This window comes from Hydrogenophaga crocea, from assembly GCF_011388215.1.
Taxonomy (GTDB): domain Bacteria; phylum Pseudomonadota; class Gammaproteobacteria; order Burkholderiales; family Burkholderiaceae_C; genus Hydrogenophaga; species Hydrogenophaga crocea.
Genome location: NZ_CP049989.1, coordinates 2,267,903 through 2,286,940 on the forward strand (window position 1 = coordinate 2,267,903; position 19,038 = coordinate 2,286,940).

General features: G+C 71.4%; 19 protein-coding genes and 1 tRNA gene. 11 read left to right on the forward strand and 9 right to left on the reverse strand.

What is annotated here, in order from left to right; translation table 11 throughout:
- Position 1: 1 nt before the first annotated feature.
- Positions 2 to 2,146 (forward strand): PhoX family protein, encoded by a 2,145-nt coding sequence (locus G9Q37_RS10725; RefSeq protein ID WP_166227190.1) that lies wholly within the window; start codon positions 2 to 4, stop codon positions 2,144 to 2,146.
- 54 nt (positions 2,147 to 2,200) lie between these two features.
- Here G9Q37_RS10725 and G9Q37_RS10730 read toward each other — a convergent pair whose 3' ends face one another.
- Positions 2,201 to 4,573 carry a UvrD-helicase domain-containing protein gene (locus tag G9Q37_RS10730; protein WP_166227191.1) on the reverse strand — a complete coding sequence of 791 codons (2,373 nt, stop codon included), beginning with the start codon at positions 4,571 to 4,573 and terminating at the stop codon, positions 2,201 to 2,203.
- A 147-nt stretch (positions 4,574 to 4,720) separates the two neighbouring features.
- Between G9Q37_RS10730 and G9Q37_RS10735 the strand changes: the two genes are divergently transcribed.
- Positions 4,721 to 5,698, forward strand: coding sequence for a GMP reductase (locus G9Q37_RS10735; RefSeq protein ID WP_166227192.1), 978 nt, complete (start codon positions 4,721 to 4,723; stop codon positions 5,696 to 5,698).
- A gap of 1 nt (position 5,699) precedes the next feature.
- Here the strand turns inward: G9Q37_RS10735 and G9Q37_RS10740 are convergent, their stop codons facing one another.
- The gene (locus G9Q37_RS10740) at positions 5,700 to 6,581 is read right to left on the reverse strand and encodes an alpha/beta hydrolase (protein ID WP_240936598.1); all 882 of its coding nucleotides are present in this window, start codon (positions 6,579 to 6,581) and stop codon (positions 5,700 to 5,702) included.
- Between the two features lie 112 nt (positions 6,582 to 6,693).
- Between G9Q37_RS10740 and G9Q37_RS10745 the strand changes: the two genes are divergently transcribed.
- The 7 genes from G9Q37_RS10745 to G9Q37_RS10775 all read left to right on the forward strand — a co-directional run bounded on the left by G9Q37_RS10745 (position 6,694) and on the right by G9Q37_RS10775 (position 12,031).
- A complete protein-coding gene (locus G9Q37_RS10745) occupies positions 6,694 to 7,428 on the forward strand; it encodes a GntR family transcriptional regulator (RefSeq protein ID WP_166227194.1) in 735 nt (244 codons plus the stop codon).
- Between the two features lie 174 nt (positions 7,429 to 7,602).
- On the forward strand, positions 7,603 to 8,442 hold the full coding sequence (locus tag G9Q37_RS10750) for an NAD(P)-dependent oxidoreductase (RefSeq protein ID WP_240936652.1): 840 nt from the start codon (positions 7,603 to 7,605) through the stop codon (positions 8,440 to 8,442).
- A gap of 27 nt (positions 8,443 to 8,469) precedes the next feature.
- A tRNA-Ala gene (locus G9Q37_RS10755) sits at positions 8,470 to 8,545 on the forward strand.
- Positions 8,546 to 8,667: 122 nt separating this feature from the next.
- A complete protein-coding gene (locus tag G9Q37_RS10760) occupies positions 8,668 to 9,294 on the forward strand; it encodes a DUF3348 family protein (protein WP_166227195.1) in 627 nt (208 codons plus the stop codon).
- Between the two features lie 10 nt (positions 9,295 to 9,304).
- Complete coding sequence (locus tag G9Q37_RS10765) at positions 9,305 to 11,002, forward strand: hypothetical protein (RefSeq protein ID WP_240936600.1); 1,698 nt, start codon at positions 9,305 to 9,307, stop codon at positions 11,000 to 11,002.
- On the forward strand, positions 11,002 to 11,688 hold the full coding sequence (locus G9Q37_RS10770; RefSeq protein WP_166227196.1) for an OmpA family protein: 687 nt from the start codon (positions 11,002 to 11,004) through the stop codon (positions 11,686 to 11,688). The genes G9Q37_RS10765 and G9Q37_RS10770 overlap by 1 nt, the downstream gene beginning before the upstream one ends.
- Positions 11,681 to 12,031, forward strand: a complete 351-nt coding sequence (locus tag G9Q37_RS10775) for a DUF2894 domain-containing protein (RefSeq protein ID WP_166227197.1) — start codon at positions 11,681 to 11,683, stop codon at positions 12,029 to 12,031. The genes G9Q37_RS10770 and G9Q37_RS10775 overlap by 8 nt, the downstream gene beginning before the upstream one ends.
- A gap of 10 nt (positions 12,032 to 12,041) precedes the next feature.
- On the opposite strand, the gene G9Q37_RS10780 is transcribed toward G9Q37_RS10775, so the two are convergent.
- From G9Q37_RS10780 to G9Q37_RS10810, 7 genes are read right to left on the reverse strand one after another with little or no spacing between them, the layout of a single operon-like run.
- Positions 12,042 to 13,106: a DUF406 family protein gene (locus G9Q37_RS10780; protein WP_166227198.1), complete on the reverse strand. Its 1,065-nt coding sequence runs from the start codon at positions 13,104 to 13,106 to the stop codon at positions 12,042 to 12,044.
- A gap of 2 nt (positions 13,107 to 13,108) precedes the next feature.
- The gene (locus G9Q37_RS10785; protein ID WP_166227199.1) at positions 13,109 to 14,464 is read right to left on the reverse strand and encodes a hypothetical protein; all 1,356 of its coding nucleotides are present in this window, start codon (positions 14,462 to 14,464) and stop codon (positions 13,109 to 13,111) included.
- Positions 14,465 to 14,498: 34 nt separating this feature from the next.
- A complete protein-coding gene (locus tag G9Q37_RS10790) occupies positions 14,499 to 15,092 on the reverse strand; it encodes a uridine kinase family protein (protein WP_166227200.1) in 594 nt (197 codons plus the stop codon).
- Positions 15,089 to 16,501 carry an MATE family efflux transporter gene (locus G9Q37_RS10795; RefSeq protein ID WP_166227201.1) on the reverse strand — a complete coding sequence of 471 codons (1,413 nt, stop codon included), beginning with the start codon at positions 16,499 to 16,501 and terminating at the stop codon, positions 15,089 to 15,091. Before G9Q37_RS10795 ends, G9Q37_RS10790 begins: the two co-directional genes overlap by 4 nt.
- Positions 16,502 to 16,514: 13 nt before the next feature.
- Entirely contained in the window at positions 16,515 to 16,889 is a 375-nt protein-coding gene (locus G9Q37_RS10800; RefSeq protein ID WP_166227202.1) for a VOC family protein, read from the reverse strand.
- A gap of 12 nt (positions 16,890 to 16,901) precedes the next feature.
- Positions 16,902 to 17,720 carry a helix-turn-helix domain-containing protein gene (locus G9Q37_RS10805; protein WP_166227203.1) on the reverse strand — a complete coding sequence of 273 codons (819 nt, stop codon included), beginning with the start codon at positions 17,718 to 17,720 and terminating at the stop codon, positions 16,902 to 16,904.
- Positions 17,721 to 17,766: 46 nt separating this feature from the next.
- Positions 17,767 to 18,114, reverse strand: coding sequence for a hypothetical protein (locus G9Q37_RS10810; protein WP_166227204.1), 348 nt, complete (start codon positions 18,112 to 18,114; stop codon positions 17,767 to 17,769).
- Positions 18,115 to 18,154: 40 nt separating this feature from the next.
- Here G9Q37_RS10810 and G9Q37_RS10815 point away from each other — a divergent pair, with 40 nt between their 5' ends.
- Positions 18,155 to 18,427 carry a 2Fe-2S iron-sulfur cluster-binding protein gene (locus G9Q37_RS10815; protein WP_166227205.1) on the forward strand — a complete coding sequence of 91 codons (273 nt, stop codon included), beginning with the start codon at positions 18,155 to 18,157 and terminating at the stop codon, positions 18,425 to 18,427.
- A 95-nt stretch (positions 18,428 to 18,522) separates the two neighbouring features.
- Positions 18,523 to 18,891, forward strand: coding sequence for a DUF1428 domain-containing protein (locus G9Q37_RS10820; RefSeq protein ID WP_166227206.1), 369 nt, complete (start codon positions 18,523 to 18,525; stop codon positions 18,889 to 18,891).
- The last annotated feature ends 147 nt before the right edge of the window (positions 18,892 to 19,038 follow it).

Genomic DNA, 19,038 nt, shown 5'->3' on the forward strand with positions numbered 1-19,038 from the left:
CATGATCGACTTCAACGACGAAGACTCCAACCGCAGCCCCAATCCCACGTTCGACAGCGTGCTGAACGCGCGCCTGAGCCGGCGCCACCTGCTGCGCGGCGGCGCGGGCGCGGCCGTGGTGGGTGGCGCCGCGCTGAGCGGCTGCGCGAGCACGGGCCAAGCCACCGCCCCCGCGGGCCCGGTGTCGCAGCTGGGCTTCAAGCCCGTGGCCCACAGCCTGGCCGACACCGTGGTGGTGCCGCCCGGCTACACCGCGCAGGTGCTCTACGCGGGCGGCGACCCGCTGGCCGCGGGCGTGCCCGCCTTCAAGAACGACGGCACCGACAACGAATGGGGCCGCCGCGCGGGCGATCACCACGACGGCATCGAGTGGTTCGGCCTCGACGCCGAGGGCAAGCCCTCGGCCACGTTCTCGTCGCGCGGCGTGCTCGCGATGAACCACGAGGCCACGACGGACGAGAAGCTCTCGTCGTTCTTCATCCACGCCAACGGCGGCACGTCCACGCTGCCGCGGCCCGCGGCCGAGATCGACAAGGAGCTGATGATCCACGGCATCTCGGTGGTCGAGGTGCGCCGCGACGGCCGCCGCTGGGTCACGCGCCAGGACTCGCCGCTGAACCGGCGCATCACCACGCTCAGCGAGGCCGTGTTCACCGGCCCCGCCGCGGGCAGCGCGCACCTGGTCACGCGCTTCAGCCCCGGCGGCACCAAGGCCCGCGGCACGGTGAACAACTGCGGCACCGGCCGCACGCCCTGGGGCACGCTGGTGTCGGGCGAAGAAAACTGGTTCGGCTACTTCTTCCGCGACGCGCAGGACGACGCACGCCGCAACGACCCGAAGATGGTCAACGCCTTCAACCGCTACGGCCGTCGCGCGGGCGCGCCGAGCCGCCACGGCTGGGAATCGGGCGGCAGCGAAGACCGCTTCCAGCGCTGGAACACCGGCGTCACCGGCGCGAGCGCGCGCGAGGACTACCGCAATGAATTCCACACCTTTGGCTACGTGGTCGAACTCGACCCGTACAACCCGAACACCCTGCTCACCAAGCGCACCGCGCTGGGCCGCTTCGCGCACGAAAACGTGAGCTTCGCCGTGCCGGTGGCGGGCCAGCCGGTGGTGGCCTACATGGGCTGCGACGCGCGCGGCGAGTACATCTACAAGTTCGTGTCGAGCGAGAAGTGGGACCCGGCCGATGCCCAGCCGCGCAACCGCCTCGCCGCGGGCGACAAGTACCTGGACAGCGGCACGCTGTACGTGGCGCGCTTCAACCCCGACGGCACGGGCGAGTGGCTCGAGCTGTCGCCGAAGAACCCGGCCATCGCCGCCTACAGGGGCTTCGACTTCAAGACCCAGGCCGACGTCTGCGTGTTCACGCGCCTGGCCGCCGACGCCGCGGGCGCGACCAAGATGGACCGCCCCGAGTGGACCGGCGTGAACCCCAGGAACGGCGAGGTCTACATCACCCTCACCAACAACAGCCAGCGCACGCCCGCCACGGTGGACGCGGCCAACCCGCGCGCCTACACCGACCTCAAGGCCGGCAAGGAGCAAAAAGGCAACGTGCACGGCCACATCGTGCGCCTGGCCGAGGCCACGCCCGCCGAGGCGACGTTCCGCTGGGACATCTACCTGTTCGGTTCGGAGGCCGACGCCGACCAGGCCACGGTGAACCTCTCCAGCCTCACCGCCGACAACGACTTGTCCTCGCCTGACGGCCTGGTGTTCAGCAAGGCCACGGGCATCTGCTGGATCGAGACCGACGACGGCGCCTACACCGACAAGACCAACTGCATGCTGCTGGCCGCGCTGCCGGGCCAGGTGGGCGACGGCCGCCGCGTGACGCTCAAGGCCGGCGAGCGCGAAGTGAGCACGCCCGCGGGCAAGGCGCAGACGCCGGCCACGCTGCGCCGCTTCCTCGTCGGCCCCAGGGGTGCCGAGATCACCGGCATCACCGAAACGCCCGATGGCCGCGCGCTGTTCGTGAACATCCAGCATGCGGGCGAGAACACCAAGATGGCCGACATCGGCGACCCGGCCAAGTACGAAAGCCAGTGGCCGTCCAACGCCGGCTACGGCGCGGGCCAACGCCCGCGCTCGGCCACGATCGTGATCACCAAGAACGATGGCGGGGTGATCGGGTCCTGAGCCCGCTCGCCATCGCACCCTGCGAGCCCCCCGGCGATGGCCGGGGGGCTTTTTTCATTCGATGGGGGTGAGCTTGGCCACGCTGAGGGCCAGCCACTTGGTGCCGTGGCGGTTGAAGCTCACCTGCGCGCGCGCGTCGTCGCCCGCGCCCTCCACCGCAAGCACCTTGCCCTCGCCGAACTTGTTGTGGAACACCGCCATGCCGGCCTTGATCGCGGTGCCGCGGTCGGGCTCGGGCGCGGGGGCGCTCGCGGCCTTCCAGCCGGGCGACCAGGCGGGCTGCGGCTCGCTGCGTGCGCCCATGGCGCGGTGCCCGCCCCAGCCCGCGCTGCCCATGCCGCCCCAGCCCTGGGCCTGCGGCGGCGTGAGCCACTTCAGGCAGTGCTCGGGCAGCTCGTCGAAAAAGCGGCTCTTGAGGTTGTAGCGCGTCTGCCCGTGCAGCAGCCGCGTCTGCGAATGGCTCAGGTACAGGCGCTTGCGCGCGCGCGTGATCGCCACGTACATCAGGCGGCGCTCTTCCTCGAGGCCGTCGCGGTCGCTCATGGCGTTCTCGTGCGGGAACAGGCCCTCTTCGAGGCCGGTGATGAACACGCAGTCGAACTCCAGGCCCTTGGCCGCGTGCACCGTCATGAGCTGCACCGCGTCCTGGCCGGCATGGGCCTGGTTGTCGCCCGACTCGAGCGCCGCGTGCGAGAGGAAGGCCGCGAGCGGGCTCAGGGTCTCGCCGGTGTCGGCGTCGGGCGCGGGGTCGGCGATCGGCACGGCCAGCGGCGGCGCGTTCGGGTCGAGCCCCTGGCTCGCGGGGCTTTGCGTGAGCGCAGCGGCGTCGCGGCCGAAGCCCTCCTGCATCACGAAGCTCTCGGCCGCGTTCACGAGTTCTTCCAGGTTCTCCACCCGCTCCTGGCCCTCGCGCTCCTGCCGGTAGTGTTCGATCAGGCCGCTGTGTTCGAGCACCAGCTCGATGATGTCCTTGAGGCTCGCGCCCTCGCTGCGCTCGCGCATCACGTCCATCTTCGCGACGAAGCCGCCGATGGCCACGCCCGCGCGGCCGGTCACGGCGCTCACCGCGTCGTGCAGCGAGCAGCCCGCGGCGCGCGCCACGTCCTGCAGTTGCTCGATGCTGCGCGCGCCGATGCCGCGCGGCGGGAAGTTCACCACGCGCAGGAAGCTGGTGTCGTCGCGCGGGTTCTCGATCAGCCGCAGGTAGGCCAGCGCGTGCTTGATCTCGGCGCGCTCGAAGAAGCGCAGGCCGCCGTACACGCGGTACGGCAGGCCGGCGTTGAACAGCGCGGTTTCCACCACGCGGCTTTGCGCGTTGCTGCGGTAAAGCACCGCGATCTCGCTGCGCGGCACCTCTTCGCGCACCAGGGCCTTGATCTCCTCGACCAGCCACTGCGCCTCGGCGAAATCGCTCACGGCCTCGTTCACGCGCACCGGCTCGCCGGCGCCCGCGTCGGTGCGCAGGTTCTTGCCCAGGCGGCGCTGGTTGTGGCCGATCAGGTGGTTCGCGGCGTCGAGGATGTTGCTCACGCTGCGGTAGTTCTGCTCGAGCTTGATCTGGTGCCGCACGCGGTACTCGCGCACGAAGTCGGCCATGTTGCCCACGCGCGCGCCGCGGAAGGCGTAGATGCTCTGGTCGTCGTCGCCCACGGCGAACACCGCGCCGGTGCCGGTGCCCAGGCCTTCGAGCGGCGGCGGCGCGAACAGCTTGAGCCAGGCGTACTGCAGCTTGTTGGTGTCCTGGAACTCGTCGATCAGCACATGGCGGAAACGCCGCTGGTAGTGCTCGCGCAGCGCGTCGTTGTCGCGCAGCAGTTCGTAGCTGCGCAGCATGAGCTCGCCGAAATCGACCACGCCCTCGCGCTGGCACTGCTCGTCGTAGAGCGCGTACAGCTCCACCTTGCGGCGGGTTTCTTCGTCGCGCGCGGGCACGTCGCGCGCGCGCAGGCCCTCTTCCTTGGCGCCCGCGATGAACCACTGCAGTTCCTTGGGCGGAAAGCGCTCGTCGTCCACGTTGTGCTGCTTGCACAGGCGCTTGATGGCCGAGAGCTGGTCCTGCGTGTCCAGGATCTGGAAGGTGGCGGGCAAGGCCGCGGCCTGGTGGTGCGCGCGCAGCAGGCGGTTGCACAGGCCGTGGAACGTGCCGATCCACATGCCGCGCACGTTCACCGGCAGCATGGCCGACAGGCGCGTGGTCATTTCGCGCGCGGCCTTGTTGGTGAAGGTGACGGCCATCACGCCGCCGGGACCGACCTGGCCGGTCTGCAGCAGCCAGGCGATGCGCGTGGTGAGCACGCGCGTCTTGCCCGAGCCCGCGCCCGCGAGGATGAGCGCGTGTTCGGCCGGCAGCGTGACGGCCGCGGCCTGCTCGGGGTTGAGGCCGCTCACGAGCGGGGACACAGGGGGCGAGAACAGATCCGGCGACATCGGGCGATTGTAGAAAGGGCCCACGGCCCGACCACGCCATACGCGCGGGCATATGCACACCATAAGCGGCGCGCCGGTGCACATCGGCCTAGAATCGCGCACCGGGCCCAGGTTTTCTGTGCCCGGTATTTTTTTGCCTGGACCACCATGGAAATCTTCGACTACGACAACATCCTGCTGCTGCCGCGCAAGTGCCGCGTGGAAAGCCGCTCGGAGTGCGACGCCGGCGTGGAGCTCGGCGGGCGGCGCTTTCGCCTGCCCGTGGTGCCCGCCAACATGAAGACGGTGGTCGACGAGTCCATCTGCACCTGGCTGGCGCAGCACGGCTACTTCTACGTGATGCACCGCTTCGATCTGGACAACGTGAAGTTCGTGCGCGACATGCAGGCCAAGGGCTGTTATGCATCGATCTCGCTCGGCGTGAAGGCGCCCGACTACGCCACGGTGGACGCGCTGGTGGCCGAGGGCCTGCGCCCCGAGTACGTCACCATCGACATCGCGCACGGCCACGCCGACAGCGTCAAGGAAATGATCGCCCACCTCAAGGCCCGCCTGCCCGACACCTTCGTGATCGCCGGCAACGTGGCCACGCCCGAGGCGGTGATCGACCTGGAGAACTGGGGCGCCGACGCGACCAAGGTGGGCGTGGGGCCGGGCAAGGTCTGCATCACCAAGCTCAAGACCGGCTTCGGCACCGGCGGCTGGCAACTGAGCGCGCTCAAGTGGTGCGCGCGCGTGGCCACCAAGCCCATCATTGCCGACGGCGGCATCCGCTGCCATGGCGACATCGCCAAGAGCGTGCGCTTCGGCGCGAGCATGGTGATGATCGGCTCGCTGTTCGCGGGCCACGAGGAATCACCGGGCCAGACCGTGGAAGTCGACGGCGTGCTCTACAAGGAGTACTACGGCTCGGCCAGCGACTTCAACAAGGGCGAGTACAAGCACGTCGAGGGCAAGCGCATCCTCGAACCCATCAAGGGCCCGCTCGCGCACACGCTGACCGAGATGGAGCAGGACGTGCAGAGCTCGATCAGCTATGCCGGCGGCACGAAGCTGCTCGACATCCGCAAGGTGAACTACGTGATCCTCGGCGGCGACAACGCCGGCGAGCACCTGCTGATGTGATTCACACGCCGAGCAGCTCGCGCGCGAGCGCGTGCAGCCGGTGTTTGGGCTCGATCAGCGCGTCGAGCACCGTGAAGTGGTTCAGGCCCGGCAGGTCTTCGCAGACCGGCACGGTGTCGCGACCCCAGGCGGGCCGGATCAAGGCGTTCTGGCGCCGGAACTCGCTGCTCTCGTCGCCCCCGGCCACGGCGTAGAGCCGGCCACGGCCCTCGCGCAGGCCCGGTGAAGGCAGGCGCGCGGGGCTGGCCTTGCGCACCTGCGCGGGCGTGAGCCGCAGCGAGGGCGCCACGAAGGGCGCCAGCCGCACGGGCTCCAGATCGAACACGCCCGAGACCGACAGCGCATTGCGCACCAGCGCGGGCGGCAGGTCGGCGCCCACCTCGGCCCAGCGGCAGGCGAGCATCATGGCCGCGAGGTGGCCGCCCGCCGAATGACCCGCCACCGTGATGCGCGTGGCGTCGCCGCCGTGCACGCCGATGTGGCGGTGCGTCCAGGCCAGGGCCTGCACCATCTGCAGCGTGATGTCGGGAATGGTCACCGCCGGGCACAGCGCGTAATTGACCACCACCACGCACACGCCCAGGCGCTGGAACGCGGGCGCGAGGAACGAGTGGTCGGCCTTGTCGAGGCTGCGCCAGTAGCCGCCGTGGATGAAGAACAGCACCGGGGCCGCCGCGCCGCCGCGGCCCTGCGCGGGAAAGATGTCCAGCGATTCGCCGGGGCCGTGGCCGTAGCGCAGGTCGATCAGCGCCGGGCCTTGCTGGCGTGCGGCCTGCGAGTCGCGGGCCCAGCGCTCGAAGATGGCCGGGTGCTCGGGCACCAGGGCGCGGTTGTTGTATTCGCTGTCGAGCCAGGCGGGGTCGCGGTTGAAACTCAGGTCCATGGCGGGGCATTGTGTCATGGGGGTTCCCCGTATTTCGACCAGAGGCGACACCCCGGCATACCCCCATCGGGTATGCTTTGCGAATTCTGTATACGGAATTCAGAAACCCGCCATGACGGCCCAGCTGCACCGCATCGAAACCTCGCCCGACCTGGTCGAGCAGGTGTACGTCGCGCTGCTCGATTCGATCAGCACCGGCGCGCTGCCACCGGGCCGGCGCATCACGCAGGACGAACTGGCCGAGCGGCTCGCGGTGTCGCGCCAGCCCGTGATGCAGGCGCTGCGCCTGCTCAAGAAAGACGGCTTCGTGCTCGATGCCCCGCTGCTCGCGCAGGGCGCGGGCCAGCGCACGCGCGGCCTGCAGGTGGCCCCGCTCGATCCGGCCCAGATCGGCCAGGTCTACCAGGTGCGCGCGGCACTCGATGCGCTCGCCGTGCGCCTGGCGGCCGAGCGCCGCGCGCGCATCGACCGCGCGCTGATCGATCAGGGCCACGCGGCCGACCGGCGCGGCGACCTCAAGGCCCTGATCGAGGCCGACATCGCCTTCCACGCCGCGGTCTACCGCGCTGCGGGCAACCCATTCATCGAGCGCAGCGCGCAGCTGCACCTGCACCACATCCGCCGCGCCATGGGCCTGGCCCTGCAGTCCGACGACCTGCGCCGCCCGGTCTGGGACGAGCACGAAGCGATCGTGGACGCGATCGCGCAAGGCGACGCCGACACCGCCGTGCGGCTCATGGGCGATCACACCGGCAAGGCGGCGCAGGCGCTGCAAGACCAGCTCGGGGGCGGCGACAGCGGTGGCGCCCCCGGTACCGATCAACTCCGTGGTCGTCGCAGGTCCTGAAAAGGCCCGGGCGATCCACTTGCGCGCGGTCCCGGCCCTGGTCGGTGACCGCGTTTTTTTTGAGCACTTCCCTAGAATCCGGCGCCACCCGCCAGCGAGACACCCGTGAGCGACAACACCCCCGCCCCCTCTCCCCAGACCGAACTGCGCGTGGCCGTGCTCGGCATCGGCCTCATGGGCTTCCCCATGGCGCGCCGCCTGTGCGAAGCCGGTTGCCGCGTGAGCGTGTGGAACCGCTCGCGCAGCAAGGCCGAGCGGCTGCTGCCCTTCGGGGCACACGTGGCCGACACGCCCGGTGAGGCGGCCGGCCGGGCCGACATCGTGATCACCCTGCTGGAAAACGGCGACGTGGTGGACGACGTGCTGTTCCGCCAGGGCGCGGCCGCCGGCCTGGCGCGCGGCGGCCTGGTGGTGGACATGTCGTCCATCCTGCCGCGTCAGGCGCGCGACCACGCGCAGCGCCTGGCCGCGCTGGGCCTGGGCCACGTGGACGCGCCCGTGTCGGGTGGCACCGTGGGCGCCGAGGCGGGCACGCTGGCCATCATGGCCGGCGGCAAGGCGGGCGATTTCGAGCGCGCGCGCCCGGTGTTCGAGATCCTGGGCCGGCCCACGCACGTGGGCCCGCACGGCGCGGGCCAGCTCGCCAAGCTCGCGAACCAGATGATCGTGGGCATCACCATCGGCGCCGTGGCCGAGGCGCTGCTGATGTGCGAGAAGGGCGGCGCCGACATGGGCAAGGTGCGCCAGGCCATCGGCGGCGGTTTCGCCGAGAGCCGCGTGCTGCAGGTGCACGGCCAGCGCATGGTCGAGCGCGACTTCACCAAGCGCGCCGCCATGACCGTGCAGCTCAAGGACATGCGCAACGCCATGACCACCGCGGGCGAGCTCGGCTTCGAGGCGCCCATCACCGGCCTGTTCGAGCGGCTCTTCGCCGAGGCCGTCCAACAGGGCGTGGGCGACCTCGACCACTCCGCCCTGTTCGTCGAACTCGCCCGACGCAACGGCATGGTCTGAGCTTGTGGCTAAAATGCGGTTTTTCGTGGGGACGTAGCTCAGCTGGGAGAGCGTCGCGTTCGCAATGCGAAGGTCGGGAGTTCGATCCTCCTCGTCTCCACCACCCATTGCCAAAGGGCCTTGTTCACCAAGGCCCTTTGTTCTTTCTGGCCAGCGCCGCCGGATCCGCCCCGTGGCCGCGCCGAGGACCGTTTCTTGCGCCCCCTAGCCCACCGAACCGCTCTGGTGCGACAGCTCGCCGCCTGGCTGCCCGCGCCCGCCGACGCCCCGCGGCAGGACCTGGCCGAGCGCCTGGGCGGCTGGCTCAACGTGCGCGATGCGATCGCCCTGCACGCGGCGCACCAGGCCATCCAGGCCGCCCCGGCGCAGCGGCGCGCCACCCGCCCCGGCGCGGCCGGGCCCGGCCTGCGCCCGGCCCTGCAGGCCCTGCGCGACACGCTCGAACACGGCATCGCGGCCCCGCCCGCGCTGCCGCTGATGCCCGACGACACCAGCTTCGCGCCCACGCACCAGCGCTGCCTCGCGCTGCAGCGGCGCATGGAAACCGCCATCGACGCCTTCCGCCAGCACGCACGCCAGACGCTCGCGGCCGCCTCGCCGCAACTGGCCCGGCTGGCCCAGCTCGACGCCACGCTCGACCAGTTGCTCGGCGGGCGCGAGCAGCGTCTGCTGGCCGACGTGCCCCAGTTCCTCAAGGCGCGTTTCGAACAGCTGCGCCAGAGCGAGCCCGAGACCTGGCCCGCCACCTTCGAAGCCGAGCTGCAACAGGCGCTGCGCGCCGAGCTCGACCTGCGCCTGCAACCGGTGACCGGCCTGGTCGAAGCCTTCGAGCAGGCCGGCCCCACCCCCTGACGCCCCGCCCATGAACCGTGCTTCCCTGAACCGCTTTTTCTTCGCCGCCGCCTTCGCGCTCGGGCTCGCGTCCCTCGCCTGGGTGGGCCTGGGCTTCATCGGCACCAGCGCCCTGGCCCTGGCCATGACCGCGCTCATCGGCGCGGCCTACCTCGTGGGCGCGCACGAGTTGCAGCGCCACCGCCAGGCCAGCGCCGGCCTGGCGCGCGCACTGGCCGAGGTGCCGCAACCCCTGGCCGCGCTCGACGACTGGCTGCCGCGCGTGCCCGCCGCGCTGCAGGCCGCCGTGCGCCAGCGCATCGAGACCGAGCGCGGCGCCCTGCCCGGCCTGGCGCTCACGCCCTACCTCATCGGCCTGCTTGTGATGCTGGGCATGCTGGGCACTTTCCTGGGCATGGTCATCACCTTCAAGGGTGTGGTGTTCACGCTCGAAGGCTCGGCCGATCTGCAGGCCATCCGCACCGCGCTGGCCGCGCCCATCAAGGGCCTGGGCCTGGCCTTCGGCACCTCGGTGGTGGGCGTGGCCACCTCGGCCATGCTGGGCCTGATGTCGGCCATCGCGCGCCGCGAGCGCGCCGAGGCGCTGCGCCTGCTCGACGCGCGCGTGGCCACGCACTTTCGCGCGTTCTCGCTCGCACACCAGCGCCAGGCCACGGTTGACGCGCTGCAGCAGCAGGCCCAGTTGCTGCCCGCGGTGGTGGCGCAGTTGCAGGCCCTCGTCGCCCAGGTGGAGCAGCGCGGCCAGCGGCTCGATGAAGACCTGCTCGCGCGCCAGGGCGCTTTCCTCGACCGCGCCGACGCGGCTTACCGAGAGCTCGCGCGCTCGGTCGAACAATCGCTGCGCCAGGGCCTGGAAGCCGGGGCACGCGCGGCCGGCGAGAACCTCACCCCCGTGGTGAGCGCGGCCATGGCGGGCATGGCGCAAGACACCACGCGACTGCACGAACGCCTGGCGCACGAGGCCGCGCAACTGCAGGCGCGCGTGAGCGCGACGGTGGCCGAGCAGGTGCAGGCCCTGGCCGATCGATTCGACGCGCGCGGCGAGGCCGCGCTGCAGCGCCTGGGCGAACAGCAGGCGGCGTTCAACGCACAGGCCGGCGCCCAGCTCGAGCAACTCGGCCAGGCGCTCGAAGCGCCGATGGCCCGCCTGATCGACAGCGCCACCGAAGCCCCGCGCGCCGCGGCCGAGGTGATGGCGCAATTGCGCCGCGAGCTCGGCCAGCTCGACGAGCGCGACCAGGCCGCGCTGCAGGAACGCGCCACGCTCATGCAGCAGATCGACGCCCTGCTGCAACGCGTGCAGCAGACCACCGACGGGCAGCGCGCCGCCATCGAAACCCTGGTCGGCTCTGCGGGTGCGGTGCTCGACCAGATGGGCCGCCAGTTCGCCGACACCGTGGGTGCGCAGGCCGTGCACGCCGAAGACGTGGCCGCGCGCATCCAGACCAGCGCCACGGGCCTTGCACAGCTCGGCGAACACTTCGGTCAGGGCGTGCAGCGCTTCAGCGACAGCAACCAGGCGCTGATGCACAGCCTGCAGGCCATTCAGAACGCGCTCGCGCAATCGATGGCGCGCAGTGACGAACAGCTCGCCTACTACGTGGCGCAGGCGCGCGAGGTGGTCGACCTCAGCATCAGCGCACAGCAAGGCATCGTCGAAGACCTGCGCCGCCTGCGCAGCCAGCCCGACACGCGCAAGGCCGCCTGATGCTGGGGCTGGACGACCGCCACGGCGACGACGCCGAACACGCCGAGCACCAGGCCCCCGTGTGGGCCGCCTTCGGCGACCTCATGGCCGGGCTGGTGGGCGCCTTCGTGCTCATCCTGGTCGGCGTGCTCGTGGTGCAGATGGACCTGGTGAACAGCCTGCAGGCCGAGGTGCGCAAGCGCGAGCAGGAGGAGCAGCGCCGCATGGCGCTCGAGAAGGCGCTCGCGATCCCGCTGCAGAGCGGGCGCGTCACGCTCAACAACGGCCGCATCGGCATCAGCGGCAGCGTGCTGTTCGCGCTCAACTCCGACGAGCTGCGCCCCGAGGGCCGGCAGATCCTCAAGAGCCTGGTGCCGCCGCTGCTGGTGTACCTGGGCGAGCGCGACGAGATGCTGATGGTGAGCGGCTTCACCGACGACCGCCCGGTGCACGCGAGCAACCAGCGCTTCGCCGACAACCTCGAACTCTCGGCGCAGCGCGCGCTCACGGTCACGCGCGCGCTGATCCAGGAAGGCATGCCGCCGCAGCGCGTGTTCAGCGCCGCCTTCGGCGCCGAGCAGCCCGTGGCCTCGAACGCCGACGAAAGCGGCCGCGCGCTCAACCGCCGCGTGGAAATGGCGCCCGTGCCGCGCACGCCCGCATCCTCGGCCGCGACCAAGCCCGCGAGCGGAGCCCCGCGTGAATAAGCCGCACGCCGCGCCGCTGGCCGAGCTCAACCGCCACATCGAGCGGGTCACGGGCCGCTCGGCCACCGCGCGCGGCGAACTGCGCAGCGCCGCGGCCTTTCACGAGGGCTGGGCCCGCCTGAGCGCGGTCGAGGCCGTGCACCAGGCGGTGCGGCGCGGCGCCGAGAACGCGGGCCCGCTCAATTCGCACATGCTGGTGCTGCGCACCCTGGGCCTGCTCACCGAGCTCTCGCCCGACTACCTGCGCCGCTTCATGGCGCACACCGAAGCCCTGCTGTGGCTCGATGACGCCAGCGCGCGGCTCAAGCCCGCGGCCAAGGCGAAGAAGGCGGCGCGCCCGTAGGGCGCCGCGTTCAGCGCGCCACGCCCGCGGCCGGCGCGTTGTTGCCGCCGCTGGGGCGCGGTGCGCGCGAGACTACGCGGTACTCGGTGTCGGCCCAGCACCACCAGAGGGTTTTGCCACCGCTGGTGTTCGGCCGGCACTGGGTCGGGCCGGTCTTGACCCACTCGTAGGACACCGCGTCGGGAATGAGGCCGCGCTGGATCTTCGTCGGCTCGGTTTCGCCGCGGCGCGCGCGCTCGGCCAGGCGCGCGACCTCGGCGCGCGCCTCGGCCTCGGACGCGTGCATGCTGTCCGAGCTCAGGCTGCCCGGCCAGTTGAAGGTGTAGAGCGGCGCTTCGGCCCGGGCGGGCGCGGCGGCCTGCGACGGTGCGGGTGCCTGGGCCTGCGACTGGCGTTCGCGCGCCAGCGCCGCCTGCTGCGCGCGGCGGGTCTGCTGCGCCTCTTCTTCGCGGGCCGTGGCGCGCCGCTGCTCGGCCTGGGTGTCCTGCAGGCGGTTCATGGCCTGGTTGTGGATGTTGTTCAGCCGCTGCGCCCCGTTCATGGCCGACGCGAAGCCTTCGCGCATGCCGTCGGCCAGGCTGGGCGTGGGGCTGCCGTCGGTGCAGTTGCCCACGTAGCGCTGGCCCGCCACGCACTGGCGGTACTGCGCGGGCACGGGGCAAAAGCGCGCGCATTCGTCTTCCAGCGCCAGGCGTTGCGCCTCGCGCTCGCGCCGCTTCTCTTCGCGCGCCTGCAGCTCGCGCTCTTCCTCGAGGAAGGCCTTCGATTTGGCCAGCCAGGCGCGGTCGCGCTGCTGGTGCGCGTACAGGCGCGCGCGGCGGTGGCGCGCCTCGGCGCAGGGGAAGTCGCGCGCCAGCGTGCAGCGATCGGCCTGGTCGAGCAGATCCAGCAGCTCGGCGCGGTCCATCGCGTCGAGCTGAGAGACCAGACCTTGCAGGTGGGCGGCGTCGGTCGCGGGCGGGGCGTTGGAGACCGCCCGTGCGGGCACGGCCAGGGCCGACAGCAGGGCGCTCAGCAGCGCGGCCAGCAACAGGGCCAGCGGGCGGCGCGCAAGGAATGGGGACGCGCGGGTCATGGTCAGGGTCTTTCGATAAGGGTGGCGCCCGCGGGCGCCCACTCGAAGTCGTCGCTCACAATCTGGTCGCGCAGCGCCGCGGCCTTGTAGGCCTGGCGCTGCTGAAAGGCCGACATCGCGTCGGGCAGGCAGACGATGTCGCCCTGCATGTCCTTGCGGCCGTGGCTCTCGAAGCGGGCCACGCATTTGCTCGACAGCCCGGATTTGCCTTGGCAGCTTCCATTGAGGGGGCCGCGCATCAGGGCAGGCCATCGCTCAGGGTCGCTGGTCTGAACCGCGCTGCTGAAGGTCACGAACGCGTTGAACAGCTGCCGTTCGGACAGCGTGGCCCCACCGGGCGCCCACACCCCGCTGCGCACCTGGTGCGCGCTGTCGCCCACACGCACGGCGGCGGTGCAGAACTGGCGGCCGGGCGCCAACGCCTGTGGGGGCGGCGCCGGCCGGCTGCCGGGGGGCACCACCGCCAGCGACGCCATGCCCCCGGCGTACCACTGGCGCGCCAGATGCGCCTGATCGGCCGTGCTGTAGCAATGCTGCGTCACGTCCTGCTCCTCGAGGCCGCGCCCGAACGAGAGCTGGCGTCCGTTCACGAGCACCACGGTCCGCGCGCCTTCGATGGCTGCGGTGTCTGTCGGGCGGTCCCAGCGCGGCACGGGCTCGGCGCCGCCCTGGCCGTAGGCGGGCCAGGCGAACCAGTCGTCGTCCGCGGCGTGCAGGGCTTCGACGAAGCCGCGCAGCGAGGCGAGTTGCGCCGTTCGGCTCTTGTCGCCCGCGGTGGGGGTTTCCCACACCGGCGACACCGCGCGCTTGTGGCGCCAGCTGGTTCGCTGCACCGCGAAGCAGAACAGGCCGTGCTGCGCGTCGTGGGCGGCCAGGGCCTCGTCGATGGGGCGTTCGATGGCCGCTCTTTCGCGCAGCGCTTTCTCGCGCGCCTGCTCCGCCAGGGCCTGCTGCTCGGCCTGGCGGCGCTGGGCGTCGGCGGTGGGCCGCGCGTTGCCGAGCAGCACCTCCTGGCGCGGCAAGGTGCCCGGCAGGATGCGCAGCTCTTTCTCGAACACGCGTTCCTGGTCCAGGCCGGCCGGCTTGGCCGCGCGCAAGCGGTAGGTGCCGGGCACCACGATCAGGTCGAGCGGGCCGTCGGCCGGGCATTCGCCGCGCGCTTCGCCATTGAGGGTCACCGCCGCGCCGGCGGCCGCTTCTTCGCACAACAGGCGCAATACCGTGGGGAGGGCCGCGGCCGTCTGCGGCGGGGTCTGCGCCGGTGCGGGCGTAGCCGCCGCAATGCCCAGCGCGACCGCCGCCAAGCCCGACCGCCCCCAGGCCCGCCCGGGCCGTGCCGTTTCGAACATGCCGAACATGCGTGGTTTCCTCCCTTGTTCAGGTGCGTCGACTCTAGCGCTCAACGCCCGCGAGCAATCGCTCGAAATACGGCACTTCGGCCTCGATCCACTGCCGCTCCCAGGGGCCGATGCCGCCTTCGCGCGCACGCAGGCGCTGTTCGCGCAGCGCGTCGTCCACCCCGAGCACGGCGCGAAGGTCGAGCAGGTCGGCCAGTTCGGCGCGCGCGCTGTACACGCCTTCGAGCACCACGAGCGGTGCCGGGGCCACGCGCGTTTCGGTGGCGCACAGCGAGCCGTCGAAGGCGTCCCAGTCGAAGCCGCGGTAGGTGGCGGGCCGGCCGGCGCGCAGGGCCGTGAGCACCTCGCGCTGTCGCCGCCAGTCGATGCACGCCGCTGCGCGTTCGGCGGGCGTGTCGTGGCGCAGATCGACACCGCCGCCGTAGAAGTCGTCGCCGTCGATCACGCGCGCGGGCGGCAGTGCATCGGCCAGTGCCTGTGCGAGCGTGGACTTGCCGCTGCCGCTGCGGCCGTCGATGGCCACCAGGCACACCGCGCGGCCCGTGCGTGGCAGCGCGCGGATGTGCGCAACGAGTTCGTCCAGCGGATGCGCGCCGAGCAGCCGCACGGGCACGGGGCGGCCTGTCACACCCTCACCTTTTTCCAGCCGCCGCGCGAGAACAGCCACAGCGTGAACAGCCCCACCGCGGTTTCCGACACGAACACGCCCCAGAACACGCCCGAGTGCGCCCAGCCCAGCGGCAGCGCGAGCGCCCAGGCCAGCGGCAGCTGGATCAGCCAGAAGAACACGAAGTTGATCCAGGTGGGCGTGAGCGTGTCGCCCGCGCCGTTGAAGGCCTGCACGGCCACCATCCACCAGCCGTACACGAAGTACGAGTACGCGAGGATGGACAGCCATTCGCCACCCACCGCGATCACCGCAGGATCGTCGGTGAACAGGCCGATGATGGCGTCGTGCGCGAAGAAGAAGGCCACCGACACCGCGAGCGTGAAGACCATGTTCATCCAGCCGATGCGCCACACCGCGGCCTCCGCGCGCACGGCGTCGCCCGCGCCCAGGTTCTGCCCCACCAGCGTGGCCGCGGCGTTCGACATGCCCCACGCGGGCATGAGGGTGAACATCATCACGCGCATGGCGATGGTGGCGCCCGCCACCGCCTCGGTCGACAGGCTGGCCAGGATGCGCATGAGGAACACCCAGGCCGTCATGGCGATGATCATCTGGCCGATGCCGCCGAGCGAGGTGCGCGCGATCTGCAGCAGCGTGGCGCCGTCCCAGCGCAGGCTCGCGGCCGTCAGGCGCAGGTGCTCGCTGCCGCGCGCGAGGATCCACAGCTGCATGAGCACGCCCACGCCGCGGCCGATGTTGGTGGCGATGGCCGCGCCCTCCACGCCCATGGCCGGTATGGGGCCGAGGCCGAAGATGAGCAGCGGGTCGAGCGCGATGTTGACCGCGTTGGCCACCCACAGCACGCGCATGGCGGCGGCCGCGTCGCCCGCGCCGCGAAACACCGCGTTGATCACGAACAGCAGCAGGATCACGAGGTTGCCGCCCAGCATCCACTGCGTGTAGCGGTAGCCGTGCTCGATGGCCCAGGCGTCGGCCCCCATGAGGCGCAGCAGGTCTTGCGCCCAGAAGATGCCCGCGAACGTGACCGGCAGCGAGACCAGCACCGCCAGCACGATGGCCTGCACCGCCGACAGCGCGGCCGCCTCGCCGCGCTGCTCGCCCACGCGCCGCGCCACGATGGCCGTGACCGCCGTGGCCAGGCCCATGGCCACCGAGTACAGCAGGAACAGGTAGGTCTCGGTGAGGCCCACCGTGGCCACGGCGGATGCGCCGAGCTGGGCGACGAAGAAGATGTCGACCACCGCGAAGGTGGACTCGAGCACGAGCTCGAGCATCATGGGAATGGCCAGCAGCAGCACCGCGCGCTTGAGCGGGATGCGCGTGTAGTCGGCCTGCGTGCCGCGCAGCGCGGCGCGCAGATCGGCCCAGAGCGAGGGCGGTGGGGCGGTGGTGTCGGTGCGTGTCATGAAGAAAACGGGTTCAGGCGGCGAGCCGCTGCACGATGTCGACACCGATGCCGTTCGGGTCGCGCAGCACGAAGTGGCGGTCGCCCCAGGGCTCGTCGCGCAGCGGCAGCACCACGGGCGCGCCCAGGGCCACGAGGCGGCGGTGCTCGGCCTCGGCGTCGTCCACGTCGAGGGCAAGCCACATGCCCTGGCCGCCGTACGCGCCCTGGAAGATCGGGGCCTGCGTGTCCAGGCCCGGCCGCATGAAGGCCAGCTCGCGCTCGCCCAGGCGCAGCAGCACGAACCACGCGCCTTCGCCTTCGTAGACCACGTCGGCGCCGAAGAGGCGGGTGTAGAAATCGCGCGAGGCGTTCACGTGTTCGGTAACGATGCCGGTCCACAGCGTCATGGTTTCACTCCTTCAGATCGGGCAGGGGTTGCGATGCCCGGCATGGTCGTGGGGCACGCGCTTGCCGTCTTGAAGAAATGCGACCTCGCCGCGCGCGTAGCGCGCGGGCGTGGTGGCCGCGTAGCGGCGGAAGGCCTGGTGCAGGTGGCTCTGGTCGGCGTAGCCGGCATCGAACGCGGCATGGGCCGGCGGCAGGCCCGCGCGCAGGCAGGCCGCCGCGTGGGTGAAGCGCTCGATGGACGCAAAGGCCTTGGGCGTGAGGCCCACGGCCTCCAGCACACAGCGCTCGACCTGGCGGCGACCGATGCCGAAGCGATCGGCCAACGACTCGATGCGCTCGGCGCCGCGCGTGGCCTCGATGCGCGCGACCAGCGCGTCGGCGCGCGAGGCCCGGGGCGGTGTGCGCCCCAGGTGCTGCAGCAGCGCGGCCTCGACCGCGCGCACGGCCGCCAGCGGGTCGCTGAGATCGAGCAGGCGTGGCAGCGCGGGCGCAAAGGCGTCCTCGCCCGGCAGCGCGCCGTCGGTGAGCAGCGGCGTGGGCACATGCAGAAAGTGCCGCGCCTGCCCGGCGCGGAACTGGATGCCGAGGTACAGCGCGTCGGCCTGCAAGGCCAGTTCGGTGCGCACCGTGACCGAGCCATGCACCGACAGCGCCGCGCCGCGCGCGCTGTGCGCGAGCACCGCGTCCACCCGGCCATCGGGCCGCAGCGTGGCCACGGCCGCGTCGCGGCCGCTGCCGAACCAGTAGTGGTCCACGAAGGGCGCGAGCGCGCGCGACGGGCGCAGGGCTTGCGCGCCGGGGCGGGCGTGGGCGTGCGGCGGGGTGGGCATGCGCGTGACAGCGAAGGGGCAACACCTTACACGGTCACGGCCCGGTTCAGTACGCCGTTTCGCGGGCCTCCAACACCAGCGACAACACCCGCACGCCCTGGCCGTTGGCCTTGGCGCGCACGCGGCAATCGGCATCGGCCTCGACGGTGAGGCGGCAGTGGTAGTCCAGGCCGTCGGTGTCGCCCGGGTTTTGCGCCGGCACGCGGCGCGCCCACCAGCGCTGCCCATCGACCTCCACGCTCAGCTCGAACCAGGGCTCGCCGGCCTGCGCCAGTACGCGCACCTGCAGCGTGGCGTCGAGGTCGAAGGTGCGGGCGCGACCCAGGGCCGCGGGGATCACCAGCGGGGCAACGGCGTCGGTGCCCGCGTCATACTTCCAGTACTCCAGCGTCATGCGAAAAGTCTAAGCGCATGCCCTTCCCCTTTGCCCGCGCATGAATACCTTCCGCATCCGCATCGATGGCCAGGCACTGGAAGCACAGACCGACAGCGAGACCAGCCTGTTCACCGCGCTTGCGCGCGCGGGCATCGCCTGGCCGGTGTCGTGCCGCAACGGCACCTGCCGCACGTGCATGGCGCGCTTGCTGCAGGGCCAGGTGCGCTACGACATTCCGTGGCCCGGCCTGAGCGCGGAAGAAAAGGCAGAGGGCTATTGCCTGCCGTGCGTGGCGCGGGCGGTGGGGGATGTGGTGATGGCGAAGGTTTGAGGGGCGATGTCGATTTCTCGCCCGGTCGACCGTCGTGGGGACGGGGGTGCTCTCTGGCGAGGGCGCGGACCCCGCAACCCAACCGGAGCGAAGAAATGTCCTACATCGATGGTTTCGTCATTGCCGTTCCCACGGCCAACAAGCAGAAGTTCATCGAGCACGCTCGCCAGCTCGACCCGATCTTCATCGAGCTGGGCGCCCTGCGCGTGATCGAAGGCTGGGGCGACGACGTGCCCGACGGCAAGCTCACCGATTTCCGCCGTGCCGTGCAGGCCACGGCCGACGAGACGGTGGCGTTCTCATGGGTGGAGTGGCCGGACAAGGCCACGCGCGACGCGGGCATGAAAAAGATGATGGAAGACCCGCGCATGGACCCGTCGGCACCGGGCAACCCGCCCATGCCCTTCGACGGCAAGCGCATGATCTTCGGCGGCTTCGAGCAGGTGGTGGAAGTGAAGGCTTGAACGCCGCAGCGGCACGCGAGCCGCGCGTGCCGCTCGGCGCGAGGTCAGACCGCTGGCGGAGCAACGGCTCGCGAGCTTCTACTTCGACGTGAAGGGGGTGGACGGGACCATTGCCAAGGGGGAGAAGAGGCGGTGGGTCGTTCGCGC

Coding starts and splice junctions, on each gene's coding strand:
- G9Q37_RS10780 (WP_166227198.1), bottom strand. CDS start 13,106: ATGACCCGCGCGTCCCCATTCCTTGCGCGCCGCCCGCTGGCCCTGTTG.
- G9Q37_RS10750 (WP_240936652.1), top strand. CDS start 7,603: ATGGGCTTCCCCATGGCGCGCCGCCTGTGCGAAGCCGGTTGCCGCGTG.
- G9Q37_RS10785 (WP_166227199.1), bottom strand. CDS start 14,464: ATGTTCGGCATGTTCGAAACGGCACGGCCCGGGCGGGCCTGGGGGCGG.
- G9Q37_RS10740 (WP_240936598.1), bottom strand. CDS start 6,581: ATGGACCTGAGTTTCAACCGCGACCCCGCCTGGCTCGACAGCGAATAC.
- G9Q37_RS10815 (WP_166227205.1), top strand. CDS start 18,155: ATGAATACCTTCCGCATCCGCATCGATGGCCAGGCACTGGAAGCACAG.
- G9Q37_RS10805 (WP_166227203.1), bottom strand. CDS start 17,720: ATGCCCACCCCGCCGCACGCCCACGCCCGCCCCGGCGCGCAAGCCCTG.
- G9Q37_RS10735 (WP_166227192.1), top strand. CDS start 4,721: ATGGAAATCTTCGACTACGACAACATCCTGCTGCTGCCGCGCAAGTGC.
- G9Q37_RS10770 (WP_166227196.1), top strand. CDS start 11,002: ATGCTGGGGCTGGACGACCGCCACGGCGACGACGCCGAACACGCCGAG.
- G9Q37_RS10730 (WP_166227191.1), bottom strand. CDS start 4,573: ATGTCGCCGGATCTGTTCTCGCCCCCTGTGTCCCCGCTCGTGAGCGGC.
- G9Q37_RS10725 (WP_166227190.1), top strand. CDS start 2: ATGATCGACTTCAACGACGAAGACTCCAACCGCAGCCCCAATCCCACG.
- G9Q37_RS10800 (WP_166227202.1), bottom strand. CDS start 16,889: ATGACGCTGTGGACCGGCATCGTTACCGAACACGTGAACGCCTCGCGC.
- G9Q37_RS10765 (WP_240936600.1), top strand. CDS start 9,305: ATGAACCGTGCTTCCCTGAACCGCTTTTTCTTCGCCGCCGCCTTCGCG.
- G9Q37_RS10745 (WP_166227194.1), top strand. CDS start 6,694: ATGACGGCCCAGCTGCACCGCATCGAAACCTCGCCCGACCTGGTCGAG.
- G9Q37_RS10795 (WP_166227201.1), bottom strand. CDS start 16,501: ATGACACGCACCGACACCACCGCCCCACCGCCCTCGCTCTGGGCCGAT.
- G9Q37_RS10820 (WP_166227206.1), top strand. CDS start 18,523: ATGTCCTACATCGATGGTTTCGTCATTGCCGTTCCCACGGCCAACAAG.
- G9Q37_RS10810 (WP_166227204.1), bottom strand. CDS start 18,114: ATGACGCTGGAGTACTGGAAGTATGACGCGGGCACCGACGCCGTTGCC.